General features: G+C 70.9%; 25 protein-coding genes. 13 read left to right on the top strand and 12 right to left on the bottom strand.

Annotated elements, in window-relative coordinates:
• Window positions 1–75 precede the first annotated feature (75 nt).
• Both ASF18_RS13850 and ASF18_RS13845 read right to left on the bottom strand, forming a co-directional pair.
• Complete coding sequence (locus ASF18_RS13850) at window positions 76–1,167, bottom strand: ABC transporter ATP-binding protein (RefSeq protein ID WP_056352361.1); 1,092 nt, start codon at window positions 1,165–1,167, stop codon at window positions 76–78.
• On the bottom strand, window positions 1,164–1,880 hold the full coding sequence (locus ASF18_RS13845; RefSeq protein ID WP_056275160.1) for an alpha/beta hydrolase: 717 nt from the start codon (window positions 1,878–1,880) through the stop codon (window positions 1,164–1,166). Before ASF18_RS13845 ends, ASF18_RS13850 begins: the two co-directional genes overlap by 4 nt.
• A gap of 96 nt (window positions 1,881–1,976) precedes the next feature.
• Here ASF18_RS13845 and ASF18_RS13840 point away from each other — a divergent pair, with 96 nt between their 5' ends.
• Together ASF18_RS13840 and ASF18_RS13835 are read left to right on the top strand one after the other, a co-directional pair.
• Window positions 1,977–4,223 (top strand): primosomal protein N', encoded by a 2,247-nt coding sequence (locus tag ASF18_RS13840; RefSeq protein WP_056352359.1) that lies wholly within the window; start codon window positions 1,977–1,979, stop codon window positions 4,221–4,223.
• 53 nt (window positions 4,224–4,276) lie between these two features.
• Entirely contained in the window at window positions 4,277–4,636 is a 360-nt protein-coding gene (locus ASF18_RS13835; protein ID WP_056214370.1) for an STAS/SEC14 domain-containing protein, read from the top strand.
• Between the two features lie 195 nt (window positions 4,637–4,831).
• Here ASF18_RS13835 and ASF18_RS13830 read toward each other — a convergent pair whose 3' ends face one another.
• The 8 genes from ASF18_RS13830 to ASF18_RS13795 form a co-directional block, all read right to left on the bottom strand.
• Window positions 4,832–5,227, bottom strand: a complete 396-nt coding sequence (locus tag ASF18_RS13830; RefSeq protein ID WP_056214366.1) for a hypothetical protein — start codon at window positions 5,225–5,227, stop codon at window positions 4,832–4,834.
• A 211-nt stretch (window positions 5,228–5,438) separates the two neighbouring features.
• Complete coding sequence (locus tag ASF18_RS13825; protein ID WP_056352356.1) at window positions 5,439–6,434, bottom strand: asparaginase; 996 nt, start codon at window positions 6,432–6,434, stop codon at window positions 5,439–5,441.
• A gap of 14 nt (window positions 6,435–6,448) precedes the next feature.
• Window positions 6,449–6,655, bottom strand: coding sequence for a Trm112 family protein (locus tag ASF18_RS13820; protein ID WP_056214359.1), 207 nt, complete (start codon window positions 6,653–6,655; stop codon window positions 6,449–6,451).
• Window positions 6,656–6,682: 27 nt separating this feature from the next.
• Window positions 6,683–7,351, bottom strand: coding sequence for an LON peptidase substrate-binding domain-containing protein (locus ASF18_RS13815; protein ID WP_056214355.1), 669 nt, complete (start codon window positions 7,349–7,351; stop codon window positions 6,683–6,685).
• Window positions 7,352–7,379: 28 nt separating this feature from the next.
• Window positions 7,380–8,279, bottom strand: coding sequence for a thioredoxin (gene trxA, locus ASF18_RS13810; RefSeq protein ID WP_056352353.1), 900 nt, complete (start codon window positions 8,277–8,279; stop codon window positions 7,380–7,382).
• A gap of 184 nt (window positions 8,280–8,463) precedes the next feature.
• Entirely contained in the window at window positions 8,464–8,949 is a 486-nt protein-coding gene (locus tag ASF18_RS13805; protein WP_056275655.1) for a hypothetical protein, read from the bottom strand.
• 65 nt (window positions 8,950–9,014) lie between these two features.
• Window positions 9,015–9,992 carry a glutathione S-transferase family protein gene (locus ASF18_RS13800; RefSeq protein ID WP_056352350.1) on the bottom strand — a complete coding sequence of 326 codons (978 nt, stop codon included), beginning with the start codon at window positions 9,990–9,992 and terminating at the stop codon, window positions 9,015–9,017.
• A gap of 44 nt (window positions 9,993–10,036) precedes the next feature.
• The gene (locus tag ASF18_RS13795) at window positions 10,037–11,017 is read right to left on the bottom strand and encodes a hypothetical protein (protein WP_082487536.1); all 981 of its coding nucleotides are present in this window, start codon (window positions 11,015–11,017) and stop codon (window positions 10,037–10,039) included.
• Between the two features lie 133 nt (window positions 11,018–11,150).
• Here ASF18_RS13795 and ASF18_RS13790 point away from each other — a divergent pair, with 133 nt between their 5' ends.
• From ASF18_RS13790 to ASF18_RS13775, 4 genes are all read left to right on the top strand, one after another.
• On the top strand, window positions 11,151–11,681 hold the full coding sequence (locus ASF18_RS13790) for a 2'-5' RNA ligase family protein (protein WP_056352345.1): 531 nt from the start codon (window positions 11,151–11,153) through the stop codon (window positions 11,679–11,681).
• Between the two features lie 90 nt (window positions 11,682–11,771).
• On the top strand, window positions 11,772–12,545 hold the full coding sequence (locus ASF18_RS13785) for a phosphatase PAP2 family protein (protein ID WP_056214342.1): 774 nt from the start codon (window positions 11,772–11,774) through the stop codon (window positions 12,543–12,545).
• Between the two features lie 94 nt (window positions 12,546–12,639).
• A complete protein-coding gene (locus tag ASF18_RS13780; RefSeq protein WP_056352344.1) occupies window positions 12,640–13,011 on the top strand; it encodes a hypothetical protein in 372 nt (123 codons plus the stop codon).
• Window positions 13,012–13,143: 132 nt separating this feature from the next.
• A complete protein-coding gene (locus ASF18_RS13775; RefSeq protein WP_056352341.1) occupies window positions 13,144–14,454 on the top strand; it encodes a Gfo/Idh/MocA family oxidoreductase in 1,311 nt (436 codons plus the stop codon).
• Window positions 14,455–14,493: 39 nt separating this feature from the next.
• On the opposite strand, the gene ASF18_RS13770 is transcribed toward ASF18_RS13775, so the two are convergent.
• Window positions 14,494–15,924: a TAXI family TRAP transporter solute-binding subunit gene (locus ASF18_RS13770; protein WP_056275142.1), complete on the bottom strand. Its 1,431-nt coding sequence runs from the start codon at window positions 15,922–15,924 to the stop codon at window positions 14,494–14,496.
• Window positions 15,925–16,005: 81 nt separating this feature from the next.
• Between ASF18_RS13770 and ASF18_RS13765 the strand changes: the two genes are divergently transcribed.
• From ASF18_RS13765 to ASF18_RS13755, 3 genes are all read left to right on the top strand, one after another.
• Window positions 16,006–16,623, top strand: coding sequence for a RecX family transcriptional regulator (locus ASF18_RS13765; protein ID WP_056275140.1), 618 nt, complete (start codon window positions 16,006–16,008; stop codon window positions 16,621–16,623).
• A gap of 123 nt (window positions 16,624–16,746) precedes the next feature.
• Window positions 16,747–17,961 carry a putative DNA modification/repair radical SAM protein gene (locus ASF18_RS13760; protein ID WP_056352338.1) on the top strand — a complete coding sequence of 405 codons (1,215 nt, stop codon included), beginning with the start codon at window positions 16,747–16,749 and terminating at the stop codon, window positions 17,959–17,961.
• 1 nt (window position 17,962) lies between these two features.
• Complete coding sequence (locus ASF18_RS13755) at window positions 17,963–19,444, top strand: UdgX family uracil-DNA binding protein (protein ID WP_056352333.1); 1,482 nt, start codon at window positions 17,963–17,965, stop codon at window positions 19,442–19,444.
• 4 nt (window positions 19,445–19,448) lie between these two features.
• Here ASF18_RS13755 and ybaL read toward each other — a convergent pair whose 3' ends face one another.
• Complete coding sequence (gene ybaL, locus ASF18_RS13750) at window positions 19,449–21,263, bottom strand: YbaL family putative K(+) efflux transporter (protein WP_056352330.1); 1,815 nt, start codon at window positions 21,261–21,263, stop codon at window positions 19,449–19,451.
• A 346-nt stretch (window positions 21,264–21,609) separates the two neighbouring features.
• Between ybaL and ASF18_RS13745 the strand changes: the two genes are divergently transcribed.
• From ASF18_RS13745 to polA, 4 genes are read left to right on the top strand one after another with little or no spacing between them, the layout of a single operon-like run.
• On the top strand, window positions 21,610–22,767 hold the full coding sequence (locus ASF18_RS13745) for a YihY/virulence factor BrkB family protein (protein WP_056352327.1): 1,158 nt from the start codon (window positions 21,610–21,612) through the stop codon (window positions 22,765–22,767).
• 45 nt (window positions 22,768–22,812) lie between these two features.
• Window positions 22,813–23,109 (top strand): nucleotidyltransferase domain-containing protein, encoded by a 297-nt coding sequence (locus tag ASF18_RS13740; RefSeq protein ID WP_056352324.1) that lies wholly within the window; start codon window positions 22,813–22,815, stop codon window positions 23,107–23,109.
• Window positions 23,099–23,443, top strand: coding sequence for a HepT-like ribonuclease domain-containing protein (locus tag ASF18_RS23080; RefSeq protein WP_082487534.1), 345 nt, complete (start codon window positions 23,099–23,101; stop codon window positions 23,441–23,443). Before ASF18_RS13740 ends, ASF18_RS23080 begins: the two co-directional genes overlap by 11 nt.
• A 48-nt stretch (window positions 23,444–23,491) precedes the next feature.
• Entirely contained in the window at window positions 23,492–26,584 is a 3,093-nt protein-coding gene (polA, locus tag ASF18_RS13735; RefSeq protein ID WP_056352322.1) for a DNA polymerase I, read from the top strand.
• The last annotated feature ends 69 nt before the right edge of the window (window positions 26,585–26,653 follow it).

Below are 26,653 nucleotides of genomic sequence, written 5' to 3'. Positions count from 1 at the left end.
GCGCGATGTTTTGGACTTAAAACAATTCGAAACTATTACCCCGGATCGAACGCAAGCTCGGCCTGGGCCTGTGTTTTAATCCATCTCGTTCGCAAAAATAAACCCGCGGTCCGGATCGAGGCTCAGGCCGACCGCATCCCCCGGCTCGCGCGGGTCGTCCGCCGGCACGGGCAGGTGCAGGGGCTCGGGCAACCCGTCCGCCGACAGGCTCAGGAGGGCGGCGGCCCCGAGGAAGCGGCGCGCCCGCACCACGGCCCGAAGGGACGCCCCCGCCGCGCCGAGGCGGATCGCCTCCGGGCGCAGGCACAGGGTCACGGCGGCCCCCTCGGCGTGGCCCGGCGCGGGAACCAGGCCGAACGGCGTCGCCACGGTGCCGGAGCGGCAGGTCCCGTCGATCTCGACGAGGTCGCCGAAGAAGCGGGCGGCGAAGCGCGTGGCAGGGCGGCAATACAGGTCCGGCCCGGTGCCGACCTGCACGATGCGCCCCCGCCGCATTAGGGCGATGCGGTCGGCGAAGCCCAGGGCCTCCTCGGGGTCGTGGGTGACGAGGAGCGTCGTGGCGCCGCTGGCGCGCAGGACCGCCAGGGTGTCGTCGCGGACCCGGTCGCGGGTGCGCCGGTCGAGGTTCGAAAAGGGTTCGTCGAGGAGGAGGACGCGCGGCCCCGGGGCCAGGGCGCGGGCCAGGGCCACGCGCTGGCTCTCGCCGCCCGAGAGGGTGCCGGGATAGCTCTTGGCCCGGTCGGCGAGGCCGACCTGCTCCAGCCGCGCCTGCACCAGGGCGCGGGCCTCGGCGGCGGACCTGCCCTGGAGGCTTTTGCCGTGAAGGCCGAAGCGGACGTTCTCCGCCACGGTGAGATGCGGAAACAGGGCGTAGTCCTGGAACATCAGCCCGACGCCGCGCGCCTCTGGCGCGACGCCGCGGCCGTCCTCGCTCAGCAGGGCGCCGTCGAGGCGGATCGTCCCGGTCTCCGGCTGCTCGAGGCCGGCGATGGCCCGCAGGAGCGTGCTCTTGCCGCAGCCGGAATCACCGAGAAGGGCCAGGATCTCGCCGGGCCGGACCTGGAAGGCGATGTCGGCGAGGGCCTGCACCGCGCCGAAGCGCAGGCCGATGCCACGCAGCTCAAGGCGCGGCGGCACGGGGTCGGGCGGAGGCGCGTCGAGGCTCATGCGCGCCTTGTGTCACCGCGGGCGGACGGCGAAAACCCTCCGGTGCGCAGGAAGCGCAGGGTCTCGGCGATGACCGCGGGATTGCGCATCATCAGGCCGTGGCTGGTCGGCAGGGTGATGTGGTCGGCCATCCCGGCGACCCGGGTGCGCGCGACGGTGACCCGGCCGTCATCGGGACCCGGCAGCATCAGCCAGGATTCCAGGGGATAGAGCGTGCGGTCGCCCGCGATGATCCCGAGGGGGAAATCGACGGGGCCGAGGCAGTTGCGCAGGCTTTCGTCCGGTTTGGTGGTCAATTGGGCGCCGGCCGGGCCGAAGACCCGGCGATAGGCGCGCAGGGTGTGAAGGCGGTCGGCGACCTCGCTGCCACCATTCGGCGGCCCCAGCATCACCACCCGTCCGAGATTGGCCGGCCGGCCTTCGCGAAGCCAGGCCCGGGCGAGGAGCCCGCCCATCGAGTGGGTGACCACGTGGAGGGTCCGTACCCGGGCCGCGAAGGCGGCGACGGGCGGTCCGATGATGCCTGCGAGATCCGCGAGATCCGCCTTGCGGGAGGGATAATCGAGGTTCAGCGTCACGAACCCGGCGGCCCGGACGGCGCGCTCCAGCCGGGCCAGGGACGCGGCCCGCCGGGCGAGGCCATGCAGGAGCAGCACCCCCTCGGGGGCCGGATCGCCGGCCGTGCCGGAGGCCGGGGGTTCGGGTCCGTCCATCCTGGGGCGCCTCCGGGCGATGATCGGCGGCACGGCGGTCGCGCATTGCCTCCGGCATGCTTATATTCCGGTTATGTTCCGTCAAAGCCCCGCCCGATGCCCTGCGTCGCCGAGATCCTGATCCCGCTGGCGCTGGACAGCGCCTACAGCTACGCCGTGCCGGCCGGGCTCGACCTCTCGGTCGGCGAGGTCGTGCAGATCCCCCTCGGGCCGCGCGAGACGGTGGGGGTGGTGTGGGGCGTGCGCCAGAGCCCCGGCGGCTCGAACCTGCGGCCGGTGACCGGCCGGGTCGACGTGCCGGCCCTGCCGGACGCCTTGCGCGAACTCGTCGACTGGCTCGCCCGCTACACCCTGGCGCCGAAGGGCTCGGCCCTGGCCATGGCCCTGCGGCTGCCCGACGAATCGGCCCTGAGCGAGACCGTGCGGGTCGGGGTGCGGGCCTCCGGCAAGGCGCCGTCCCGGCCGACCGCCGCCCGCACCAAGGTGCTGGCCGTGGCGGCGGACGGGGCGATGCGGGGCAAGAGCGCGCTCGCCAAGGAGGCGGGCGTTTCGTTGAGCGTGGTCGACGGCCTGATCGACGACGGCGCCCTCGAGGCCCTGGCCCTGGCGCCCGAGCCGGTCGCCCTGCCGCCGGACCCGGACCACGCCCGCGTGCCCCTCTCGGAGGCGCAGGAGGCGGCGGTACGGGAGCTCGTCGCGCTGATGAACCCCGGCCCCGCCGAGCCCGCGCCGACGGACGCGATCGGCGATCCCCTGCCGGCCGACGGCAAGGTCGCGCCGCCCGGCGTGGCGCACAAGGCGCCGACCGTGCTGCTGGAGGGCGTCACCGGCTCGGGCAAGACCGAGGTGTATTTCGAGGCGGTGGCCGATTGCGTCCGGCGCGGCCACCAGGCGCTGATCCTGATGCCCGAGATCGCCCTGACGGCGCAGTTCCTCGACCGCTTCGCCGAGCGCTTCGGCGTGCGTCCGGCGACCTGGCACTCGGGCGTCGGGGGCAAGCGCCGCGAGCGCATCCGCGCCGGGGTCACGGCGGGCGAGATCGCCGTGGTGGTGGGCGCCCGCTCGGCCCTGTTCCTGCCCTTCGCGGATCTGGGGCTCATCGTGGTCGATGAGGAGCACGAGGCCGCCTACAAGCAGGAGGACGGGGTGCATTACCACGCCCGCGACATGGCGGTGGTGCGCGGGCGGATCGAGAACTGCCCGGTGGTGCTGGCCTCGGCCACCCCCTCGATCGAGACGCGGGTCAATGCCGAGCGCGGGCGCTACCTCCGGGTCGCCCTGCCCGAGCGCTTCGGCGGCCGGCGCCTGCCCGACATCGCCGCTATCGACATGCGCGCCGACAAGCCCGAGCGGGGCCGCTTCATCGCCCCGGCCCTGGTGGCGGCGGTGCGCGAGACCGTGGAGTCCGGCGACCAGGCCCTGCTGTTCCTCAACCGGCGCGGCTACGCGCCCCTGACCCTGTGCCGGGCCTGCGGCCACCGCTACCAGTGCCGCAACTGCTCGACCTGGCTGGTGGAGCACCGCTTCCGCCGGGCCCTGGTCTGCCACCAGTGCGGCTATGCCGAGCGGCGCCCGGATTCCTGCTCGGAATGCGGCACCTTCGATAACCTCACCCCCTGCGGCCCCGGGGTGGAGCGCATCGCCGAGGAGGTGGCCGAGCTCTTCCCGGACAAGCGCGTCATCGTGCTGTCGAGCGATTTTCCCGGCGGGGCCGAGCGCCTGCGGGCCGAGCTCCAGACCGTGGCGGAGGGCGGCTGCGACATCGTCATCGGCACGCAGCTCGTGGCCAAGGGCCACAACTTCCCGCACCTGACCCTGGTGGGCGTCCTCGACGCCGATATCGGCCTGACCTCCGGCGATCCCCGCGCGGCCGAGCGCACCTTCCAGCTGCTGCAGCAGGTCACCGGCCGGGCCGGGCGCGGCGAGAAGCCGGGCCGCGCCCTGCTCCAGACCTACCAGCCCGACCATCCGGTGATCGCGGCGCTGCTCTCGGGGGATTCGGAGCGCTTCTACGAGGAGGAGATCGGCGCCCGCGAGGCCGCCGGCCTGCCGCCCTTCGGCCGGTTGGCCGCCCTCATCGTCTCGGCGAACGAGCGCGAGGTGGCCGAGGCCCACGGGCAGGCCCTGGCGCGGGCCGCCGAGCCGCCGGAGGGCGTGATGGTGCTGGGGCCGGCCGAGGCGCCGCTCGCGCTGATCCGCGGGCGCTACCGCTTCCGGCTTCTGGTGAAGACCGAGCGCACCGTCGACCTGCAGACCTACCTGCGCGAGTGGCTGGCACGGGGCCCGAAGGTTCGCGGCAACGTGAAGGTCGCCATCGACGTGGACCCGCAGAGTTTCCTATAACGCTGGCCCGACGTTCGCTTGGGTAGCGTTCGATCCCCTGAGGAGTGCCCCACGTGCTGACCTACACCAAGAAGCCGGATTCGAGCGTCGCCGAGATCGTGGTCGACGGACAGATCACCGATGCGGACATGAACACCGTCATCACCGCCATGCAGGCCGACCTCGACAAGGGCGGCAAGATCAAGCTCCTGGAAGACGTGCGCGACTTCAAGGGCATGGAGCCGGCCGCGTTCTTCAAGGACCCGCGCTTCGGCCTCGCCATGATGAAGGGCGTCAGCCATGTCGCCCTGGTGACCGACGCCTCGTGGCTGCGGATGATCGCCGACACCTTCGGCAAGGTCTCGCCGGCCCAGATCAAGACCTTCGACCGCGCGCATATCGAGGAAGCGCGCCAATGGCTCGCGGCCGCCTGAGGCCCTGAACCGACGGCCGGGACACGCATCCGGCCGGCTCGTCCCTCTCCCCCCTGTGGGGAGGGGTGAGGCGCGGGGGCCCTGGGGCCCCGTCCGCCGCGGATCGACCGCCGGTCGCGGTCGTCCCACAAGCGCGACGAGAGTTCCTTCAGGCCCGCGATCCGCCGGGGAAGCGGGCCGCGTCCGGCTCGAACCCTACTCCGCCTGGGCGGTCCGGGTGGTGTGGCGTCGGGCCGTCCAGCGGCCCGAGCACAGGGAGGAGACCTTCCAGGTGCCGCCGCCGCTCTGGGCCTGGAGGCGGCCCGAGACCGCACCCGAGGCGGTGCCGTTCGAGACGTTGAGACCGACCGTGCCGTCCGGCCCGACGCGGCCGTTCAGGGTGGCGCCGGCCGCCGCGGAGGTGAGGCGCACCTGCCCCTCCTGCACCGACACCGCATAGGTGTAGCGGCTGTCGCAGACCATGCCGCTCTCGGTGACCAGTTCCACCGACCAGGCCCCGTTGAAGTTTCCGCCGTCGCGGGCCGCGGCCGGGATCATCGCGGGCGAGGACAGGCCGGCTCCGAGCGCCAGAACCACCGCAACTTTGGACATGCATCATCCTTCGGCAAAACAGCGTCCGTCCGAGCCGCGGCCACAGGATGGCGCACCGGCGGTTCAAGCAGACGATCAAGTGAGAGTGCGCTGAGCATACCCGCCGAAGCGGCAGGATTGTGACAAGCGCCGCAATCGATGGATGAGACTTATTGCCGAACGTGTCTGAACAGGCCATGACCATGGCCCAGGACCAAGCCGAAGCTTGGCGTTACCGGTCGTAATACGCTTGCAATGCTTGGCGGTCCCGGGTGATCGGCAGGGCGAGGAGCGCCAGGACCCGGGCCTTGTCCGGCGAGAGGTCGTCGGCGAAGACCGCGCCGGCCGCCCGCAGCATGCTGCCGCCGCCCTTGAAGCCGTAGACGGGCAGCGCCCGGCCATGCGGGACCTGGCTCGCCACCACGATGGTGACGCCGGCGGCGATGGCTTCGACCACCGCGTCGTAGAGGGCCTCGTTGACGTTGCCGAAGCCGTAGGCGGCGACCACCACGCCCTCGGCCCCATCCGCCACCGCGTGGCGGAGCTGGCGCCCGTCGTCACCGGCCGCCATCGCCACGAGCGCGACCCGGGCGAGCCGCTCGGGGAGCGGCAGGGTCTGGCGCCGCAGGGGCTTGCGGGCGAACACGACCCGGTCCTCGTCCACCTGCCCGAGGAAGCCGGCCTCGCCGGAATTGAAGGTCTCGACGTTGTTGGTGTGGGACTTCCGCACCGCGCGGGCGGCGTTGATGTTGTGGTTGAGCGTCACCGTCACCCCCAGCCCACGCAGATCTTCGCGCGCGCCCTGGGCCAGGATCTGGCGGACCGCATTGAGGAGGTTGCGCGCGCCGTCGGCATCCGCCTCGGAGGCGTTGCGCTGGGCGCCCACCATCACCACCGGCTTGTCGCTCGCCAGCGTCAGATCGAGGAAATAGGCGGTCTGGTCGAGGGTGTCGGTGCCGTGCAGGACGATGGCGCCCGCGATGTCCGGTCGCGCCAACAGGTCCGCCACCGTGCGGCTGAGGCCGGGCCAGAGGTCCGGGCCCATATAGGCGCTCGGCACGTTGGCGAACTCCACCACCGCGATCCGGGCGAGGTCGGCCAGGCGCGGCACCGCGGCGGCGAGGTCGGCCCCCGTCAGGGCGGGGACCGGGGCCCCCGTGACGGGATCGTGCTTCATCGCGATGGTGCCGCCGGTGGCGACGAGGGCGATGGTCGGGCGATCGGTCATGCCGGCGCGGCCGATCAGTCGGTGAGCGCCCGCGCCTCTTCCGGCAGCATGATCGGGATGCCGTCGCGGATCGGATAGGCGAGGCGGGCGGAGCGGCTCACCAGTTCCTGGCGGCCGGCATCGTATTCGAGGGTGTCCTTCGTCAACGGGCAGACGAGGAGCTCGAGGAGCTTGGGGTCGACGCGGGTGGCCTCGACGGGGCCCGGGGTGTCATCGGCCATCTGGGGCGTATCCTTCGCGGGAAAAAACTATTGCAGCGTGGGCTCGGAGCCCGACCCGCGCACCAACTCCATTTCGGTCACCGCAATCAAGACCTCGGCCCGCGTCTTGAGGTCCGGCGCCTCCAGCATGGCCTGCTTCTCGCGGGCGCCGAAGGGACTCATCATGCAGAGGGCGTTGACGAGGGCCTCGTTGGGCGCCTCCTCGATGCCGGCCCAGTCGACCTTGAGGTCGTTGACCTCGACGAAGTCGCGCAGGGCCTTGAGCACGCCCTCCCGGTCCACCGCCGCCTCACCCGCCCGCGCCTCGAAATCCGTGGCGAAGTCGTCGTAGGAGACCTGGCAGCGGCGGTAGCGGGTGGTGGTGGCGAGCTCGCTCTCCACCCGGAACCGGGCGATGCCGGTGAGCGAGATGAGGTAGCGCCCGTCACCGGTCTCGGCGAATTGGGTGATCCGCCCGGCGCAGCCGACGCGGAAGAGTTTCGGCGTCATCGGCGACGAGCCCGCCTCCACGTCGGGCTGGATCATGCCAATGATCCGGTCGTTCCGCAGGGCATCGTCGATCATGGCGAGGTAGCGCGGCTCGAAGATGTTCAGCGGCATCTGTCCGCGCGGCAGCAGCAGCGCACCGGGCAGCGGGAAGACCGGAATCACTCCGGGGCAGTCGGCCGGTCCCTTGTAGCCCGCATGCGTGCTCATCGTGTTCCCCTGCGGTTCGTTCGCGGCCTCACGCGAAGACGAGCGTCGACAGGCGTCGCCGCCCGCGGATCGAGGCCTTGTCCATCAGGCCCCAGGCCTCGAAGAAGGTGAGGAGCTGCTTGCGCGCCGCGCCCTCGTTCCAGGTGCGGTCCCGGCGCTCGATCTCGATGAGCTGGTCCACCGCCTCGTCGCGCAGGTTGCGGCCGTTGAGACCGAGCGCGAGGTCGAAGCGAGCCTGGAAATCGTTCGGGTCTGCCTCGATCCGGGCCTGAAAGGTACCGAGGTCGCCCAGGGCCGCCGCCTGCTCGGCGAGCTCGATCGCCGCGCGCACGCTGGCGAGGCCGGCATGGGACGCCGTCTCGGGCGGCGCCATGGCGACGAGTTCCTTGGCGTTCTCGATGTCGCCGGCGTCGAGCTGGATCTTGGCCAGCGCCGCGATCGCGTCGACGTTCGCGGGCTCCTCGGCGAGCACGGCGGCGTAGAGCTGCGCGGCCTGCGCCACGTCGCCGACCCCGAGGAGGGCCTCGGCCTCGGACAGGGCCTCCTCGATCGGCGTCGGACCGGCGGGGCCGGCCAGGCGCGTGATGAAGTCCTTGATCTGGGCCTCGGGCACCGCGCCCATGAACCCGTCGACCGGCTGCCCCTTGTCGAACGCGATCACGGCGGGGATCGACTGGATGCCGAGCTGGCCGGCGATGGAGGGATGCTCGTCGATGTTCATCTTGACGAGCTTCACCTTGCCGGCGGAGCCCGCGACCACCTTCTCCAGCACGGGGGTGAGCTGCTTGCACGGGCCGCACCACGGGGCCCAGAAGTCGACGAGCACGGGCTGCTGCATCGACTCGGCGATGACGTCCTGGCGGAAGCTCGCCGTGGTCACGTCCTTGGTGGGGGTGGGGCCGCCCGGCACCGGCGCATCGTTCAGCATAACGTCCTCGAGGCCTTCGTTTGGATCCGTCGGAGGGTCCGGGTCTGTCCACCCGTTCCGTCCTGCGTCAAGAGATGGGAACTCCGCGCGCTCGGACCAGAGCGGACGTCCACACGCAATCGCCCCCGGGTCATCGGCGGATCCCGCTTCGACATGACCCACCCACCGGAGGAAGCCCGCGCTCCTAGCGGGGGGCGCTGCCGCCGGCCTTGCCCGCATCCGGTGCCTTGGCATCGGTCACGAAGACACCCTGGTAGGTTCCCTTGGCGGCGTTCGCCTCGCAGGTGATCGTCGTCTTGCCCGGCTCCGGGGTGCTGAAGGCGCAGGAGCCGACGGCGACCAGGGGGCCCTGGACCACGCCGTCCTTGGTGGTCTCGCTCGGGATCACGAGGTTGATCGGCTGGAGCGGGTCGGTCTCCTCCGTCCGCTCCTGCTGGGCGCCGTTGCCGCTGAAGCTCAGGGACCGGCCCTCGGCAGCGAAGTCGAAGCTCGTGCGGTTGCGCGAGACCGTGTTCATCAGGGTGTTCTTGCAGGTGGCCGAGACGTCCTGGCCGGCGATCACGAGCTTCTCGCAGCGCCCCTCGAGCTTGACGGCCGTCTGGGCGAAGGCGGGCGCGGCCGTGAGCAGCGGGGCAGCGAGAAGGACGAGGCGGGTGGTCGAGAGGCGCATCATGATTCCGATGTAAGGCTGCGGGTCGGTTCGTCGAGGGGCTGCGGGCGCGCAGGGCTCCGGGCTCAGGCGGGAAAGCGGGCGGCGCGGTCGTTCGGGCCGTCGAAGTCGAGGGCCGGCCCGAGGGGCACGATCCGGGTCGGATTGATGGTCGGATGGCTCTCGTAATAGTGCCGCTTGATATGGGCGAGGTTCACCGTGCCGGCGACCCCCGGCAGGGCGTAGAGGTCGCGCAGATAGTTCGACAGATTGGGATAGTCGGCGATGCGCTGGCGGTTGCACTTGAAATGCCCGACATAGACGGCGTCGAACCGCACCAGGGTGGTGAAGAGGCGGAGATCCGCCTCGGTCAGCCGGTCGCCGCAGAGGTAGCGCGCCGTGTCGAGGCGGGCCTCCAGGGCGTCGAGTTCGGCGAACAGCGCGGTGAAGGCCTCCGCGTAGGCGGCCTGCTCGGTGGCGAAGCCCGCCTTGTACACCCCGTTGTTGACGGCGTCGTAGACCCGGGCGTTGACCGCGTCGATCGTGCCCGCGAGGTCGGCCGGGTAGAGGTCCGGCCCGGCGGTCCCGAAGGCGCCGTTCAGCATCCGGATGATCTCGGCCGACTCGTTCGACACGATGGCGGCGCGCTGCTTGTCCCACAGCACCGGCACGGTGACGCGGCCGGTGAAGCCGGGATCGTTCTTCAGGTAGACCTCGTAGAGGCGGGTCGCGCCGTTGACCGTGTCGGGCGTGGCGCCGGGCGAATCGCCGAAGACCCAGCCCTCCGGGCCCATGTGCGGATCGACCACAGAGACCGAGATCGCCGCCTCCAGGCCCTTCAGGGCCCGCACGATCAGGGTGCGGTGGGCCCAGGGGCAGGCCAGCGACACGTAGAGGTGGTAGCGCCCGGCCTCCGCCGGGAACCCGCCCTCCCCGCTGGGACCGGGGGATCCGTCGGCGGTGATCCAGTTCCGGAACTTGGCGTCGGTGCGCTTGAAGCGGCCGCCGGTCTCCTTGGTGTCGTACCAGGTATCCTGCCAGACGCCGTCGACGAGCAGCCCCATGATCGTTCCCTCCCGCGTTTGCGTGTCCGCGGAAAGATGGGCGCTCAGGCCTCGGCGGACAGCCCCTCCGGCGCCGGGGCCTCGGCCGGGGGGGCCGCGACGGCGGGCGCGGCGGCCGCGAGGTGCTCGCCCTTCTGGTAGGTCGCGATGTCGAAGGTGTCGTCCGGCAGGCGCGTGACGAAGCGCTCGGCCATCTCGAAGACCAGGAGGTCGGGCCGCACCCGCTCGACGTAGCCCCAGTCGATGCTCGACGACCAGACGAAGTGCACCTCGCGGAAGCTCTCCGCCAGGATGCCGGTGAGCATGATCGGCGCGAAATGCGCGTAGGAATCGCCGAACAGCACCAGGGTGCGCGGATCGACGTCCGGCCGGTCGTTCCGGAAGCAGACATGGGCGCCCACATGGAGATCCGGGGCGCGGCCGGCGGCCTCGTAGGCGGCCACGAGCGGGCTCGCGTAGGTCCGGCGGGCGTCGCGGTCGAGCACCGCATGGCTCGCCGTCTCGATCGGCTTCTCCGGAATCTTCTCGCCCAGATCGCGCACCCGGGTGGTCTCGTAGCGCTCGCGGGCATCGAGATCGGCCGGGGGCACCGCGCCGCAGGCCCGCATCAGCACGCCGTAGGCCAGCCGGCAGCCCTCGTAGTTCCAGTGCGTGTCGGTGCGGTAGTAGAGCGGCACCGCGCCGTCGCGCGCCGCCCGCATCGGCGCCAGCAGGTCGACGTAGTGGGGATTGTTGATCAGCCGCCGGGCCAGCACGCGGGTGGGCGCCTGGCGCGGATCGAAGCGCAGATCCTGGGTCCGGTCGTCGTAGACCGACAGCTTCTCGGGCACGACGACGTGCACGTAGCGGATGCCCAGCGCCTGGGCCCGGGCGGCCCGCGCCGCGACGAGCTTGACCCAGCCGCGCAGGCGCCACCACCGGGACAGGCTGGCGCGATACTGCTCGAGGACACCGTTCGTGCCTCCGATCAGGAAGAGCCAGCCCTCGCGCCCCACATGGACGATTTCCCGGTGTTTGCGCCGCATCGGGGCTCTCTACCCGGCCCGGACCGCCCTGAACAGGCCGGGCGGCGGCGGCCACGCCGCGGACCGTGGCGGCGCCCGGCCCTGGACGCAGCCCCCGCCCGCGCCATCTCCCTGCCTCACGCCGGATCGGACCATGACAGACCACACCCCCACGCCCGAACCGCTGATCCTCACCCTGGGGATGGATCCCGACACCTTCGCGCGGTTCGACGGCCTGCGCCGCCGGCACTTCCCGCAGGCGCTGAACCACATCCCGGCCCACGCGACCCTGTTCCACCACCTGCCGGGCCCGAGCGAGCCGGGCATCGTCGAGACCCTGTCGGCGATGACCCGGACCCAGGCGCCGCCGGAGGTGGCGGTGACCGGCCTGCGCTTCACCGGGCGCGGCGTCGCCTACGTACTCGCCTCCGACGCCCTCTCGGCCTTCCGGGCGCGGCTCGCCGACCCGTTCGAGGCTTTGGGCGAGGGCCTAACCGCGCAGGATCGGCAGGGCTGGCGCCCGCACGTCACGGTGCAGAACAAGGTCGATCCCGGCACCGCCCGGACGCTGCACGCCGAGCTGGAGGCGGATTTCACGCCCTTCCGGTTCACGGCGCCGGGCCTTCTGCTCTGGCGCTACCTCGGCGGTCCCTGGGAGCGTCGCGCCAGCTTTGCGTTCGGGTAACGCCGCGTCCGCCCGGATGGAGGACGCCCCGCCGATCCGCTATGCCGGGAGCCCCCAGCCCCCCATCGACCAGTTCGCGAAGACGCCCGCATGAAAGCCCTGCCCTCCGGCTACCGCAACAATCCGCTCGTCACCCGGGCGAACGCCCTGCGCCTGGCCCTGCGCCTGAACGAGGTCGGCCCGGTCCTGGCGCTGCTGGCGGTGAGTCTCCTCGGCTACGGATTCTTCGCCCTGGCCAACGAGGTCGGCGAGGGCTCGACCGCCGCCCTCGACCGCAAGATCCTCCTCGCCCTGCGCAATCCGGCCGATCTCTCCGACCCGATCGGGCCGCGCTGGCTCGAGGAGACCATGCGCGACATCACCGGGCTCGGCAGCGTCTTCACCATCGTGTTCGTGACGGCAGCGGCCTGCGCCTATCTGGCGATGACGGGGCGCCGGCGCATCGCCGTCTTCGTGGTCGCGGCGATCGGCGGCGGCGAGATCGCCTCGACGGTGCTCAAGATGTTCTACCAGCGCCCCCGCCCGGACCTCGTGCCCCACGGGATGGAGGTGTTCACCGCGAGCTTCCCCAGCGGCCACGCCATGATGTCGGCCATCGCCTACCTGACCCTGGCGAGCCTGATCGCCCGGGTGGACCGCCAGCGCGGGGTGAAGATCCTGGTGCTCATCGTCGGGGTGTCGATGACGCTGCTGGTGGGGCTCAGCCGCATCTATCTCGGGGTGCACTGGCCGAGCGACGTGGTCGCCGGCTGGTGCGTCGGAGCCGCCTGGGCCGCCCTCTGCTGGTTCGTCGCCCTGGTTCTGCAGCAGCGCGGCGACGTCGAGGCCCCGACCCGTCACGGGGAGCCGGAGCGGACGCCTTAACCCTACCGGACGATGAATCGCTCCGGCGCTTTCGCCTACCGGCACCGGGAGGCCACAACCCTGTTACCCCAATGCCACTTCTGAAGAGGGTCACATGGGTTCGATCACCCGCGAGCGTCGACAGGGCAACCGGCTGCGGAGCCTTCTCGGCGCCGAGATCCGCATCGCCCCGCACGCCTCCGACACGGCCTGCCTGATCCGGGACTGCGGTCCCGATGGCTTGCGCCTCGCGCTCAGCGACGGCGTGCCCCTGCCGGAGATCTTCGACCTCCACATCCGCAAGACCCGGCAGACGCGGCCGGTACGCCTGATCTGGCGGGGCGACGATTGCGTCGGCGTCCAGTTCGTGCCGGACCCGCCCGCCGCGGTGCCCATCCCCATCGGACTCATGCGCGACCTTCGGGCGGCGCGCTCGGAGATCGCGTCCCTGCGGGCCCGCCTGGCCGCGCGGGGCGACGAGGCCTGAGGGCGGCAGCGATCCGGTGGCGCAGGCCGTCGGATCGCCGGAACCGCGTTTCTCGCCGTGACGTTCCCGAAGGAGCAGGCCGGCGGTTCTCCATCCGCGGCCCCTGTCCCGCCGGAACCGACAGCGAGCTTCATGACGGATGACATCCCCCTCTCCCGCCGCAACGTCCTGCGCGCGGGCAGTGCGACCCTGACCGGCCTCGCCCTCGGGGCGACGGGCGCGGGGGCGCAATCCGGCCCGCCCGGCCCCTCGGTCCCGGCCGATACCGGCGCGGTGCAGGGCGGCAAGGTCATGTTCCCGAACTGGCGCGGCCCCGGGGACCGGGCGCCCCCGCCGCCCCCCGCCCCGATGCCGCCGGGCCAGCGCGTGGGCTTCGCCATCGTGGGCCTCGGACGCCTCAGCCTGGAAGAGATCCTGCCGGCCTTCGGCGAGACGAAGCGGGCCCGCGTTGTCGCTCTGATGTCGGGCACCCCCGCCAAGGCGAAGCTCGTGGCCGAGCAGTACGGGATCGCGCCGGAGGCGGTCTACAGCTACGACGAGTGGGACCGCCTCGCGCAAAACCCCGCGGTCCAGGCCGTGTACGTGGTGACGCCGAACGCCGTCCATCGCGGGGACGTGCTGGCCGCGGCCAAGGCCGGCAAGCACGTGCTCTGCGAGAAGCCGATGGCGAATTCCTCCGCCGAGGCCCGGGACATGATCGCGGCCTGCGCGGCGGCCAAGGTCAAGCTGATGATCGCCTATCGCTGCCAGTACGAGCCCTACAACCGCGAGGTGGCGCGTCTCGCCCGCTCCGGCGAGGTCGGCCGGACGCGCCTGATCCAGGCCTTCAACGGCCAGACCACCGGCCTGCCCCAGCAATGGCGCCTGAAGAAGGCGCTGGCCGGCGGCGGTGCCCTGCCGGATATCGGGCTCTACTGCCTGAACGGCGTGCGCGCCCTCACCGGCGAGGAACCCGTCTCGGTGGAGGCACAGATCCATTCGCCGGAAGGCGATCCGAAATTCGCCGAGGTCGAGGAGTCGGTCTCCTTCACCCTGCGCTTCCCCTCGCAGGTCATCGCGCAGTGCCTGACGAGCTACGGGGTTCACGAGTCGCGCCGGCTCCAGGTCCATACCGACCGGGCCGCCATCGACCTGCAGAACGCCTTCGCGTATCGCGGCCAGCGCCTGGTGATCGCGCGACCGGACGGGCAGGCGGAATCGCAGGACACCCGCATCCTCGCGCAGAAGAACCAGTTCGCCCTGGAGATCGACCATATGGCGCGCTGCATCCAGGAGGATCGGCGCCCGCGCACCCCCGGCGAGGAGGGCCTGCAGGACCAGGTGCTGATGGAGGCGATCTATGAGGCGGCCCGCACGGGCCGGCCCGTCACGGTCGGCCCGCCGCCGGGCGCACCGAGCGGCCTCGACGTCACCCGCGGCCCCGAACTCGACGCGGCGGGCTGATCCCGGGCGTCCGCCGCGTCGCGATCGGGTCTCGGCCGGCTACTCCGCCGCCGGCGTGTGGAGCGAGAGGAGGCGGGCCGTGCGGGCATGGTCCACCGCCCGCCCGCTCTCGATGTCACCCGCGCCGAGATTGCGGCGCTCGTCGTTGATCGCCGCATGGACCGCGTCGATGGCCAGGATGAGGGCGCTCACGGTGCGGTTGTCGATGTTGCGCTCGCGGGCATGCTGGACGACGTCGGCCACAAGGTCGTCGGTCTCGCGCACGAGGCCGTCGAGGTCGGCCTTGCCGGTTGCGGCGCGCACCTCGCGCAGGATGTCGAGGAGCCGGTCGAGGACGATGTCGATGCGCTCGCGCCGCTTTCGGGCGAGGCGCTGGGCGACCCAGGCGACACCTGAGCCGACGGTGCCGCCGAAGAACGCCAGCAGGTAGATATAGTCCTCGTAGCGCTCGAACATCGTCTGCTGTTCGCGCTCGAAGTAGTCCACCGCGCCGGGATGATTCGGCAGGCGAGCGCTCGTGGCCGCGACGGTGGAATCGAAGTCCGGCGCCTTCATCAGGTTGGCGATCGGCGCCAGGGGCGCCAGCTTCGAGCGCCACTCGAACAGGTGCTGGGTCACCGAGGCGACCGTGAAGCGGCTGACGCCGCCGCGGGCCATCAGCCGGTAGGAGGCGCCCACCGTCTTCACGTCCTCGTCCGGGCGCTTCGGGCGACCGCCGAAGGTGCCGGCCGGGATCGTCACGGATTGCAACTCGGGCATCCGCTGGATGATCGCCCCGCCATCCGGCACGGAGACGAAATTGATCTTCTTCTCGGCCGAGGCCGCCTCGACGGCACGCACCGTCGAGATCGCCGCCTTCGAGGCCGGAGCGGCGATGACCGCCACCGCGTCGACGCGGCCTTCCGCGATGGCGCTGGTGACCTCCTGGGGGGTGAGCGGCACGAGGGCGATCCGGGCCGGGCCGAGCCCGGTTTCGGGGACCGGCTCGGCCGCCGGCTGGGCGGAGAAGTCGTAGAAGGCGAGGAGGTTCGTCAGGAACGGCATGTCGGCGGCGTGCCGCTCGACCACGCCGAGGCGCTTGCGCGCGAGGTCGGGGAAGTTCTCGATGCCCGCCGCTTCCGGCGCGGCGATCAGCAGGGCCTCGTCGTGCAGGATCGCCAGGGTGAGCCCATTCTCGGGCAGGAGGACGTCGGGCCGGACCACGGCGAGGTCGGCCTTGTTGCGCTGGAGCGCCTCGGCGCTGTCGCGCACGTCATCGTAAAAGTTCAGCTTGAGGCGGACATCCTCGCGACCGCGGGCGAGGGCCTGGGCGTAGGTCTGGAGCAGGGTCGCCTCGGCGCCGTCCCGGGGACCGACCGCCACGGTCAGGGTGGTGGGACGCGACAGGTAGACCAGCATCCCCGCCACGACGGCGAAGCCGAGCGCCAGAAGGACGAGAAGCCACTCGCGTCTCACGAGAAATGCCGGCATGGCAGGAACGAGCCTTTGTCCAGCGGGATCACCATATCTGCGAGACCGACCCCCGAACCCCGTCCGGATCGTGAAGAACCGATGACACCGCGAAACGTTGCGTCCCGCCGCCCCACCGGAGCCGCACCGGATGACCGGGCCGAGGTCAAACCGCCCCCGCCCGTCACCCCCGCCTATCTCGAGCGGGCGGCCCTGCATTACCTCGAACGCTACAGCGCCTCCGTGGCGATGCTGCGGCAGACCCTGAAGCGCCGGGTCGACAAGCGCTGCCGCCTGCGCGGGGAGGAGGCGAGCGCCTTCGCCGAGGCGATCGAGGCCACGGTCGCCCGCGCGGTCGGCGCCGGCCTCGTCGACGACGCCCGCTTCACCGCCGGGCGCCTCGCGGCCCTGCGCCGGCGCGGTGCCTCCGCCCGGGCCCTGTCGGCCAAGCTCGCCGCCAAGGGCGTGTCGCGCGAGCAGGTGGCGAGCGCGATGGAGGCCGAGCGCGAGACGGCGGAGGCGGGCGTCGACCTCGAGGCGGAAGCGGCCCGGGCCTATGCCAAGCGGCGGCGCCTCGGACCCTGGCGCCGGCCCGGGACGCGCGAGGCCCATCGCGACCGGGATCTCGCCGCCATGGCCCGCGCCGGCTTCCCGTACGGCCTCGGCCGACGGGTGATCGAGGCCGATCCCGACGCCGAGCCCCTCGACCACGAGGCTTAGCTCCGGGACCGGGCTCCGGGCTTTGGTTCCCAGCTATAAGGCTGCGACATCGCGGCGGCGGAGAAAGCCCGAATCCGTGCGCGAAAACTTGAACGAAGCGCGAACGAGGCGCATTTCTCGTCGATGGACGAAATGCTCGCGAAGAAGCTGCGCATCCTCGCCGATGCCGCCAAGTACGACGCCTCGTGCTCGTCGTCCGGGGCGCCCAAGCGCACGGCCGGCAAGGGCGAGTTCGGCTCGACCACCGGCGCCGGCATCTGCCACGCCTATACGCCGGACGGGCGCTGCATCTCGCTCCTGAAGATCCTGCTGACGAATTACTGCCTGTTCGACTGCGCCTACTGCGTGAACCGGCGCTCCTCCAACGTGCAGCGGGCGAAGTTCTCCGTCGAGGAGGTCGTGACCCTCACGGTGGAGTTCTACAAGCGCAACTACATCGAGGGCCTGTTCCTCTCGTCGGGCATCATCAAGTCGCCCGATCACACCATGGAGCTGCTGACGCGGGTGGCGAAATCGCTGCGGCGCGACCACGGCTTTCGCGGCTACATCCACCTGAAATCGATCCCGGAGGCGAGCCCCTGGCTGATCGAGGAGGCGGGCCTCTACGCCGACCGTCTGTCGATCAACGTCGAGTTGCCCACCGAGGCGAGCCTGGAGCGCCTGGCCCCCGAGAAGGACGGCGCCGTCATCCAGAACGCCATCGCGCAGATCGGCGAGCGCATCGCCGAGGCGAAATCCGAGAAGCGCCGGTTCTCGCCGGCCGGGCAGTCGACGCAGGTCATCGTCGGGGCCGACGCCACCACGGACGAGGCGCTGATCCGCAAGAGCGCCCTGCTCTACGGCTCCTACAACCTCAAGCGGGTCTACTACTCGGCCTTCAGCCCGATCCCGGACGGGTCCACCATCCTGCCGCTGACTGCGCCGCCGCTCCAGCGCGAGCACCGCCTGTACCAGGGCGACTGGCTGCTGCGGTACTACGCCTTCACCCCCGACGACGTGGCCGATGCCACCGAGGACGGGATGCTCTCCCTCGACATCGACCCGAAGCTGGCCTGGGCCCTGAAGCACCGGGCGCGCTTTCCCGTCGACGTGAACGCCGCCGACCGCGAGATGCTGCTGCGGGTGCCGGGCCTCGGCGCCCGGGCGGTGGACAAGATCATCCGGGCCCGCCGGCACACCCGCCTGCGCCTCGACGACGTCGCCCGCCTGACCTCGGCCCTGAAGCGGGCGCGGCCCTTCCTCATCGCCGCCGACTACCATCCGGCGGGCGGCCTCACCGACCGGCTCGACCTGCGGGCACGGCTCGCCGACCCGCCCAAGCAATTGTCGCTGTTCTAGGATGGCGGGCGCACACCGATCGGCTCCTCCCTCCCCCGCGGAGGGGACAGGGTTCGGGCGCGGCGCGCTCGAAGCCGTCGACCTCTCCCCGGGCGCCGACCTCGAGGGCTTCCGGGCCGCGGCCCGTCGCCTCGCCGGCCGGGGCATCCCGCCGGAGCGGGTGCTGTGGTCCATCGGCGAAGCGTCCGGGCTGTTCGGGGCGCCGCCCCCCGCGCCCTCGGAGTTAGCTCCCTTGAGCCTGCCGCGCGGGGTGGGCGAGATGGTCGCCCGGGTGGTGCTGCACCGCGACCCTGAGCGCTACGCCCTGCTCTACGATCTGATCTGGCGCATCCAGCGCGGCGAGCGGCGTTTGCTAGAGATCTCGAGCGACCCGCTGGTCCATCGCCTGGAGCGGATGCGCAAGGCCATCGCCCGCGACCTGCACAAGATGCACGCCTTCCTGCGCTTCCGCCGCGTGGAGGGCGATGGGCCGGAGCGCTTCGTCGCTTGGTTCGAGCCGGACCACCACATCCTGGGGGCCGCCGCCCCGTTCTTCGTCGATCGCTTCCGCGGACTGGACTGGACCATCCTGACGCCGGAGGCCTCCGCCCGCTGGGACGGCGATGTCCTCGCGTTCGGACCGCCAGGGCGACGCGAGGACGCACCGGCACAGGACGGATTCGAGGCCGGCTGGCGCGATTACTACGAGAGCACGTTCAACCCCGCCCGGACGAACCTCGCCGCGATGCGGGCGGAGATGCCGAAGAAGTACTGGCGCAACATGCCCGAGACCGCCGCCATTCCGGGCCTCGTCCGGCAGGCGGCGGCGCGGACCGGCGCCATGATCGAGAGGACGCCGCAGATGCCGGTCAAGCGCAATCCCGCCCGGGCCGTCGCGGCCATGGCGGACCAGGCCCCGGATTCGCTGGAGGCGCTCAACGCCCTCATCCGGCGCTCGGAGCCGCTGGTCCCCGGCGCGACCCAGGCCGTCCTCGGCGAAGGACCGCTGGGCGCGTCCATCGCCTTCGTGGGTGAGCAGCCGGGCGACCAGGAGGACCGCCAGGGGCGCCCCTTCGTCGGCCCAGCCGGGCAACTGCTCTCACGGGCGATGGCCGAGGCCGGGATCGCGCGAGGCGAGGCCTACCTCACCAATGCGGTCAAGCACTTCAAATTCGAGGAGCGGGGCAAGCGCCGCATCCACCAGAAGCCCACCGCCGGCGAGGTCAGCCACTATCGCTGGTGGCTCGACCGGGAGCTCGATTTCGTCGCGCCGAAGCTCGTGGTGGCGCTCGGCGCCACCGCCGTGCTGGCGCTGACGGGCAAACAGATCCCGATCACCCGGGCGCGCGGCCAGGCGGATTTCGAAAAACCCTATGCGGGCTTCATCACCGTGCACCCGTCCTACCTGCTGCGCCTGCCGGACGAGGCGAAGGCGGAGGCCTACGCGGCCTTCGTGGCCGATCTCCGCCGCGTCCACGACCTCGGGCGCTCCCTGGCCGCCTGACGCCTCACGCCCCCTCCTCCTTGTGGGGGCGCAGCTCCGGCGTGACCTGGTCGATCGCGGTCTCGATGGGGGCGGAGCGGCTCTCGACCCGGGTGCTGTCGACGAAGATGCGGGCCTCGCCCTCCTTCAGGCCGAGGCTGCGCAGGGCGTAGAGGGTCATGCCGAAGGCCAGTTCGCGCTCGGCCATCAGCACGAGTCCGACGCCCTGCTCCTCGAAGTGGCGGCGCTCGCCGTCGTTGTGGGTGCGCACCAGGGTGTCGATGCCCGGATGGATCTCCCGGGCGAGTTCGACGATGCGCCGCGTCGTGTGGGCCTCCGGTGTCGCGACCACGATCAGGCGGGCCTGGGCGATGTCGGCGGCCTGCAGGATGCCCGGCGCCGTGGCGTCGCCGAACACCGCCTCGATGCCCTCCTGGCGCAACTCCAGGACCCGGCGGCGGTCGCGGTCGAGGACGATGTAGGGCAGGTCCCAGGCCTTGAGCGCCTGGCCGATGGTACTGCCGACCCGACCATAGCCGATGAGGATCGCGTGGCCCCGATGCGGCGGGCTCTCGCTGGTGACCGCCATGGCCGCGGCGCCCTGGCGCTCGAAGCGGGCGGCCAGGGCCGGACGCTCGGCGACCTTGCGGCCGACCCAGTCGGTGAGCGCGAAGAACAGCGGGTTGAGGGTAATCGACAGGATGGCGCCGCCGAGGATGAGGTCGCGCCCCTCCTCCGGCAGGAGCTTCAGGGACAGGCCGAGGCTGACGAGGATGAACGAGAACTCGCCGATCTGGGCGAGGCTCGCCGCGATGGTGAGCGCGGTGCCCAGCGGATGCCGGAAGGCCAGCACGATCGCCACCGCCGCCAGGGACTTGCCGATGAGGATGACGCCGAGCACCGCCAGCACCGAGAGCGGCTCGCGGATCAGGATGCCTGGGTCGAACAGCATGCCGACCGAGACGAAGAACAGCACTGCGAAGGCGTCCTGCAGCGGCAGGGAATCGGCCGCCGCCTGATGGCTGAGGTCGGATTCGGCGAGCACCATGCCGGCGAAGAAGGCGCCGAGCGCGAACGAGACGCCGAAGAGCTCCGCCGAACCGAAGGCGATGCCGAGCGCCAGGGCCAGCACCGCCAGGGTGAAGAGCTCGCGCGAGCCCGTGCGTGCCGCCTGGTCGAGGAGCCAGGGCACGAAGCGGCGCCCGCCCACCAGCATCACGGCGGCGAAGATCCCGACCTTGGCCAGCGTCAGCCCCAGGGTCAGCCAGATGTTGCCGTCCCCGGCATGGTGCGCGACGCCTGCCCCGTCGCCCCCGAGGGAGGGGGCCAGCGCCGGCAGCAGCACAAGGGCCAGCACCATGGCCAGATCCTCGACGATGAGCCAGCCCACCGCGATGCGGCCCTTGTCGCTGTCGAGGAGCCGACGCTCCTCGAGCGCCCGCAGCAGCACCACCGTGCTCGCCACCGACAGGGCAAGGCCGAAGACGAGCCCCGCCCCGAGGCCCCAGCCCCAGGCCAGCGCCAGCGCGCCGCCCATGGCGGTGGCCGCCAGGATCTGCACGATGGCGCCCGGCAGCGCGATGGTGCGCACCGCCATCAGGTCCTTGATCGAGAAATGCAGGCCGACGCCGAACATCAGGAGGATCACGCCGATCTCGGCGAGTTGGCCGGCGAGCTGGCTGTTGCCCACGAAGCCCGGCGTGTAGGGGCCGACGAGGACGCCCGCGAGGAGGTAGCCCACGAGGGGCGGCAGGCGCAGGCGCTGCGCCAGCATTCCGCACACGAAGGCCAGCACGAGGCCGAGGGCGATGATGGCGATCAGCTCTGTCGCGTGCGGCACGGGTCGGGAGTCTCCGGGTCGAGGTTTTGGGGTCGAGGTCTGGGGCTCCCTCGGCCGTGCCGCGTGGCGCCCGCGAGGGCAAGCCGCGATCGGCCCTCACGTCCAGGCTGGCCCCGAAATTCCGCACCGCGGGTCGCTTCGCGTGCCCCGACGCACAACGTCGGCCCTCGGACGGGGGTTTCGCGGAATAAATCCGGCTGGGCCGCCGCGTCGCCCGCGCTCGCTTTTCCGTGAACCGGAAGGAAACTCTTGGCCGTCACCTCCCGTTGTCGAACCAACGTTTGTTGCGTCGAGCAACGCCAGCATCACCTTACGATTACGATTCCTTTGGCGGAACGGACGATCGATGACCTCACCGAACGAGCATTCGACTGCACCCAATGCAGTCGAGACCCGAAACTCGACCCTCTGGACCGTGGCCCTCGCCACCGCACTTCTCGGCTTCGTCGCGCTCCCGCGTCGGGCCGGAGGGACAGCACCGGCCCGGGCGATGCCGAAGGATCCGACCCGCCAGCCCTCCCCGTCCCATGCCGGCACCGATGCCCGCCGGGTGGCCAGCGCCGAGCCCGAGCGCGGCCGCGGCGCGCGCACGCCGTCCGACATCCCGGCGAAGGGCTGGAAGGATATCGGGATGCGGGCATTCCACGACGTCTCGGAGAACAACATCGTTTCGGTCGCAGCCGGCGTGACCTTCTATGTGCTCCTGGCGATCTTCCCCGCCATCGCCGCCCTGGTCTCGTGCTACGGGCTCGTGGCGGACGTGGCCACCATCAACGAGCACCTGCAGAGCCTGCAGGGTGTCATCCCCTCCGGGGCCCTCGACATCGTCGGCGAGCAGGTCAAACGCATCGCCGCCAAGGGCGACACCACCCTCGGCTTGACCTTCTTCACCGGCATCGTGCTGTCGCTGTGGAGCGCCAACGGCGGCATGAAGGCGGTCTTCTCCGCCCTGAACATCGTCTACGAGGAACGCGAGACGCGCAGCTTCGTCTGGCTCAACCTGCGCTCGCTGGCCTTCACGGGCGGCGCGCTGCTGTTCATCATCCTGGCGCTGGTCGGGATCGTGGTGGTGCCGGCGGCGATCAACATCATCGGGCTGAGTTCGGAGGCCTGGTACATCGCCCTGCTGCGCTGGCCGGTGCTCCTCGCCGCGGTGCTCGGCGGCCTCGCCCTTCTCTACCGCTACGGCCCGAGCCGCGACGCCCCGCGCTGGCGCTGGGTGACCTGGGGCAGCGCCCTGGCCGCCGTGGCCTGGCTCATCACCTCGCTGGGCTTCTCCTGGTACGTGGCCAATTTCGGCAAGTACAACGAGACCTACGGCTCGCTGGGTGCCGTGATCGGCTTCATGACCTGGATCTGGATCTCCACCACGATCGTGCTCATCGGCGCCGAGATCAACGCCGAGATGGAGCACCAGACCGAGGCCGATACCACCCGCGGCCCCGAGCAGCCGCTCGGCACCCGCGACGCCCGGATGGCCGATACGGTGGGGGCGGCGACGTGAGGGGGAGCCCTTCAGCTCAGGTCTGACTTCGAGTACGGTCGCGGTATGGATCGCAGCACCGCCCTCGAGATTCTTCGCGCGCACGAGGCCGAGTTGCGCGAACGGGGCGTTCTGCATGCCGCCCTATTCGGTTCCGTCGCGCGTGGCGAGGCGCATGCGGCAAGCGGCCTCGATGTCATGATCGACATCGACGAGACCACCATCCGGGATGTCTGCGGGTACGTCGGCGTCGTTGGGTTCATCGCCGATCTGTTCCCTGTCGAAGTGGATGTCGCAACCCGCTCGATGCTGAAGCCTCACGTACGCCCCGGAGCCGAGCGCGACGCGATCCATGCTTTCTGAGTGGGGCCGCCGCGCCCTGCTCGGCATCATCGAAAATGTTGAAGCGGCTCAGGATTTCACTGCGGACCTGAGCTTCGAAGATTTCGCCAGCAACCGGCTTCTACTCTACGGCGTGACGCGCTGCCTGGATATCATCTCGGAGGCGAGTCGGCGCGTCGACGAGGAAACCCGACTCCGGAACGTCCATATCCCATGGCGGCAGATCGCGGACTCGGGGAACGTCTATCGGCATCGATATGAGCGTGTCTCGGCAAAGCTTCTGTGCGGGACCGTCCATGAGGCATTGCCTGACCTACTCACGGTATGCCGGAACGAACTACGGTCCGACCAATGATCTTCGCGGCGACGTCGCCATTTGCCCCCTCCTTTCGTTGATCGATCGATGACCGCTTCCTCCTCCGAAAAGCCCGTCGGCCCCGGCGATCAGCTCATCCTGGTCGACGGCTCTTCGTTCATTTTTCGCGCCTACTTCCAGTCGATCAACCAGGACCAGAAGTACAACACCCGGCCGTCGGACGGCCTGCCCACCGGGGCGGTGCGGCTGTTCTGCACCAAGATCGCCCAGTTCGTGCAGGAGGGCGCGGCCGGGGTGATGCCGACGCATCTGGCCATCGTGTTCGACAAGTCGGAGGGCTCGTTCCGCAAGGAGCTGTTTCCCGACTACAAGGGCCACCGGCCGGACGCGCCGGACGACCTCAAGCGGCAGATGCCGCTGATGCGCGACGCCGTGCGGGCCTTCGGCCTGCAGCCGATCGAGCTCATCCGCTACGAGGCCGACGACCTCATCGCCACCTATTCGCGCCAGGCCGAGGCGCGGGGCGCCGGCGTCATCATCGTGTCCTCCGACAAGGACCTGATGCAGCTCGTCGGCCCCCTGGTGCGGTTCTACGACTTCGAGTCCGGCGCCAAGGGCAAGCCCGGCTACCGGCCCGAGCGCAACCTCGACCGCGATGCGATCATCGCCAAGTGGGAGGGCCTCACCCCCGAGCAGATCGGCGACGCCCTGGCGCTGATCGGCGACACCTCGGACAACGTGCCGGGCGTGCCCGGCATCGGCCTGAAGACGGCGGCCGCGCTCATCAAGGAATACGGCAGCCTCGACGCGCTGCTCGATCGCGCCGCCGAGATCAAGCAGCCCAAGCGCCGCGAAACCCTGCTCGCCAGCATCGATCAGGCTCGGCTCTCGCGAAAGCTGGTGGCGCTGGAGGAGAATGTGCCCCTCCCGGTGCCGCTGGACGACCTGCGCCTGCCCAAGCCCGATCCGCAGAAACTCGTCGGATTCCTCAAGGCGATGGAGTTCAACACCCTGACCCGGCGCATCGCCCAGATGCTCCACGTGGACCCGGAGGCGGTGCAGCCCGACCCGGCGCTGCTGCCGAACCGCGAGCCCGCGCCCGACGCCCCGTTCTTCCCCGATGCCCACGGTGATCCCGTGCCGGTCGATCCCGAGACCGCGTCCGGCGCGCCGAGCGGCGAGGTCGATCCCTTCGCCGATCTCGGCCTGCCCGACGTCGCGCCCAAGCCCCGCGGCCCCTCCGAGCCGACCCCCGCCGGCCTCGTGGCGGCGCGGGCGGCGGAGGCGGTGAAGCCCTTCGACACGGCCGCCTACGAGACGATTCAGTCCGTCGAGCAACTCGACGCCTGGATCGCCGAGGCCGAGGAGGCCGGCGTCATCGCCGTCGACACCGAGACGGATTCGCTGGACGCCAACCACGCCAACCTCGTGGGCGTCTCCCTCTGCGTCGCGCCGGGACGGGCGGCCTACATCCCGCTCCGGCACCAGGAGCCCGTCAAGGGCGCGGACGGAGACCTGTTCGGCGACGCCAAGGCGGCCTCGGAGGCGTTCCAGCCGGCGGCGGGCCAGATCGACGCGAAGGTGGTGATCGAGCGCCTGAAGCCGCTCCTTGAAAATCCCGGCGTGCTGAAGGTCGGCCAGAACCTGAAATACGATCTCGCCGTCCTGTCCCGCTACGACATCCGCGTGACGCCCTTCGACGACACCATGCTGATCTCCTACGTGCTCGATGCCGGCAAGGGCGGACACGGCATGGACGAGCTCGCCCGCCGCCACCTCGGACACCAGCCCATCACCTTCTCGGACGTGGCCGGCACCGGCCGGGCCAAGATCACCTTCGACCGGGTAGCGCTGGACAAGGCCACCGCCTACGCGGCCGAAGATGCCGACGTCACCCTGCGCCTCTGGCGGATGATGAAGCCGCGGCTCGTGGCCGAGAAGCGCGTCGCCGTCTACGAGACCCTGGAGCGCCCGCTGGTGCCGGTGATCGCTCGGATGGAGGGGCAGGGCATCCGCGTCGACCGCAACATGCTGAGCCGCCTGTCTGGCGACTTCTCCCAGATCCTGGTGCGCCTGGAGGAGGAGATCCAGGAGGATGCGGGCGAGAGATTCCAGGTCTCCTCGCCCAAGCAGATCGGCGACATCCTGTTCGGCAAGATGGGCTTGCCCGGCGCCAAGAAGACGCCCTCGGGCCAGTGGGCGACGCCCGCGACCCTGCTCGAGGAGCTGGCCCAGGCCGGGCACCCCCTGCCGAAGAAGATCCTCGAATGGCGCCAGCTCGCCAAGCTGAAATCCACCTACACGGACTCGCTGCAGCAGCATGCGGACCGCGAGACCGACCGGGTCCACACCTCGTTCTCGTTGGCCGCCACCACCACCGGCCGGCTCTCCTCCTCCGAGCCGAACCTGCAGAACATCCCGATCCGCACGGAAGAAGGGCGCCGCATCCGCCGCGCCTTCGTGGCGGCGGAGGGCAACCGCCTGATCTCGGCCGATTACAGCCAGATTGAACTGCGCCTCCTCGCCCACATCGCCGACATCCCGCAACTGCGCCAGGCTTTCGCGGACGGCATCGACATCCACGCGGCCACCGCCAGCGCGATGTTCGGTGTGCCGCTCCCCGAGATGACGCCGGACCTGCGCCGGCGCGCCAAGACCATCAATTTCGGCATCATCTACGGCATCTCGGCCTTCGGCCTCGCCGACCGCCTCGGCATCGGCCGCGAGGAGGCCGGGGCCTTCATCAAGCAGTATTTCGAACGCTTCCCCGGCATCCGTGCCTATATCGACGACACCAAGCGCCGCTGCCGGGATCTCGGCTACGTCACCACCCTGTTCGGCCGGGTCTGCCACTACCCGCAGATCCGCTCGAACAATCCCAACGAGCGCGCCTCCGTCGAGCGTCAGGCCATCAACGCCCCGATCCAGGGCTCGGCCGCCGACATCATCCGCCGGGCGATGATCCGCATGGAGGAAGCGCTCCGGGCCGAGCGCCTCAACGTGCGCATGCTCCTGCAGGTGCACGACGAACTCGTGTTCGAGGCGCCCGAGGACGAGGTCGAGAAGGCCCTGCCGGTGATCACCCGCATCATGGTCGACGCCCCCGCCCCCGCCCTGACCCTGCGGGTGCCCCTGGTGGTCGAGGCCCGGGCCGCCCTGAACTGGGAGGAAGCGCACTGAGAGGCGCCTCGCGCCGCCTTCCGCCTCGGGTCCGGCCGAGGCCGGCGGCGAGATCGGCGACACGGACCA

It is taken from the genome of Methylobacterium sp. Leaf89, from assembly GCF_001422215.1.
Lineage (GTDB): Bacteria > Pseudomonadota > Alphaproteobacteria > Rhizobiales > Beijerinckiaceae > Methylobacterium.
This window is presented reverse-complemented; position numbering and strand designations above follow the sequence as displayed.

What these genes read in the sequence shown, in the direction of transcription:
- ASF18_RS13815 (WP_056214355.1), bottom strand. Translation starts at nt 7,351, where the DNA reads ATGAGCACGCATGCGGGCTACAAGGGACCGGCCGACTGCCCCGGAGTG.
- ASF18_RS13840 (WP_056352359.1), top strand. Translation starts at nt 1,977, where the DNA reads ATGCCCTGCGTCGCCGAGATCCTGATCCCGCTGGCGCTGGACAGCGCC.
- ASF18_RS13790 (WP_056352345.1), top strand. Translation starts at nt 11,151, where the DNA reads ATGACAGACCACACCCCCACGCCCGAACCGCTGATCCTCACCCTGGGG.
- ASF18_RS13745 (WP_056352327.1), top strand. Translation starts at nt 21,610, where the DNA reads ATGACCTCACCGAACGAGCATTCGACTGCACCCAATGCAGTCGAGACC.
- ASF18_RS13825 (WP_056352356.1), bottom strand. Translation starts at nt 6,434, where the DNA reads ATGACCGATCGCCCGACCATCGCCCTCGTCGCCACCGGCGGCACCATC.
- ASF18_RS13845 (WP_056275160.1), bottom strand. Translation starts at nt 1,880, where the DNA reads ATGGACGGACCCGAACCCCCGGCCTCCGGCACGGCCGGCGATCCGGCC.
- ASF18_RS13775 (WP_056352341.1), top strand. Translation starts at nt 13,144, where the DNA reads ATGACGGATGACATCCCCCTCTCCCGCCGCAACGTCCTGCGCGCGGGC.
- ASF18_RS13780 (WP_056352344.1), top strand. Translation starts at nt 12,640, where the DNA reads ATGGGTTCGATCACCCGCGAGCGTCGACAGGGCAACCGGCTGCGGAGC.
- ASF18_RS13850 (WP_056352361.1), bottom strand. Translation starts at nt 1,167, where the DNA reads ATGAGCCTCGACGCGCCTCCGCCCGACCCCGTGCCGCCGCGCCTTGAG.
- polA (WP_056352322.1), top strand. Translation starts at nt 23,492, where the DNA reads ATGACCGCTTCCTCCTCCGAAAAGCCCGTCGGCCCCGGCGATCAGCTC.
- trxA (WP_056352353.1), bottom strand. Translation starts at nt 8,279, where the DNA reads ATGCTGAACGATGCGCCGGTGCCGGGCGGCCCCACCCCCACCAAGGAC.
- ASF18_RS13740 (WP_056352324.1), top strand. Translation starts at nt 22,813, where the DNA reads ATGGATCGCAGCACCGCCCTCGAGATTCTTCGCGCGCACGAGGCCGAG.
- ASF18_RS13765 (WP_056275140.1), top strand. Translation starts at nt 16,006, where the DNA reads ATGACACCGCGAAACGTTGCGTCCCGCCGCCCCACCGGAGCCGCACCG.
- ASF18_RS13755 (WP_056352333.1), top strand. Translation starts at nt 17,963, where the DNA reads ATGGCGGGCGCACACCGATCGGCTCCTCCCTCCCCCGCGGAGGGGACA.
- ASF18_RS13760 (WP_056352338.1), top strand. Translation starts at nt 16,747, where the DNA reads ATGGACGAAATGCTCGCGAAGAAGCTGCGCATCCTCGCCGATGCCGCC.
- ASF18_RS13830 (WP_056214366.1), bottom strand. Translation starts at nt 5,227, where the DNA reads ATGTCCAAAGTTGCGGTGGTTCTGGCGCTCGGAGCCGGCCTGTCCTCG.
- ASF18_RS13820 (WP_056214359.1), bottom strand. Translation starts at nt 6,655, where the DNA reads ATGGCCGATGACACCCCGGGCCCCGTCGAGGCCACCCGCGTCGACCCC.
- ASF18_RS13770 (WP_056275142.1), bottom strand. Translation starts at nt 15,924, where the DNA reads ATGCCGGCATTTCTCGTGAGACGCGAGTGGCTTCTCGTCCTTCTGGCG.
- ASF18_RS13805 (WP_056275655.1), bottom strand. Translation starts at nt 8,949, where the DNA reads ATGCGCCTCTCGACCACCCGCCTCGTCCTTCTCGCTGCCCCGCTGCTC.
- ASF18_RS13785 (WP_056214342.1), top strand. Translation starts at nt 11,772, where the DNA reads ATGAAAGCCCTGCCCTCCGGCTACCGCAACAATCCGCTCGTCACCCGG.
- ASF18_RS23080 (WP_082487534.1), top strand. Translation starts at nt 23,099, where the DNA reads ATGCTTTCTGAGTGGGGCCGCCGCGCCCTGCTCGGCATCATCGAAAAT.
- ASF18_RS13795 (WP_082487536.1), bottom strand. Translation starts at nt 11,017, where the DNA reads ATGCGGCGCAAACACCGGGAAATCGTCCATGTGGGGCGCGAGGGCTGG.
- ASF18_RS13800 (WP_056352350.1), bottom strand. Translation starts at nt 9,992, where the DNA reads ATGGGGCTGCTCGTCGACGGCGTCTGGCAGGATACCTGGTACGACACC.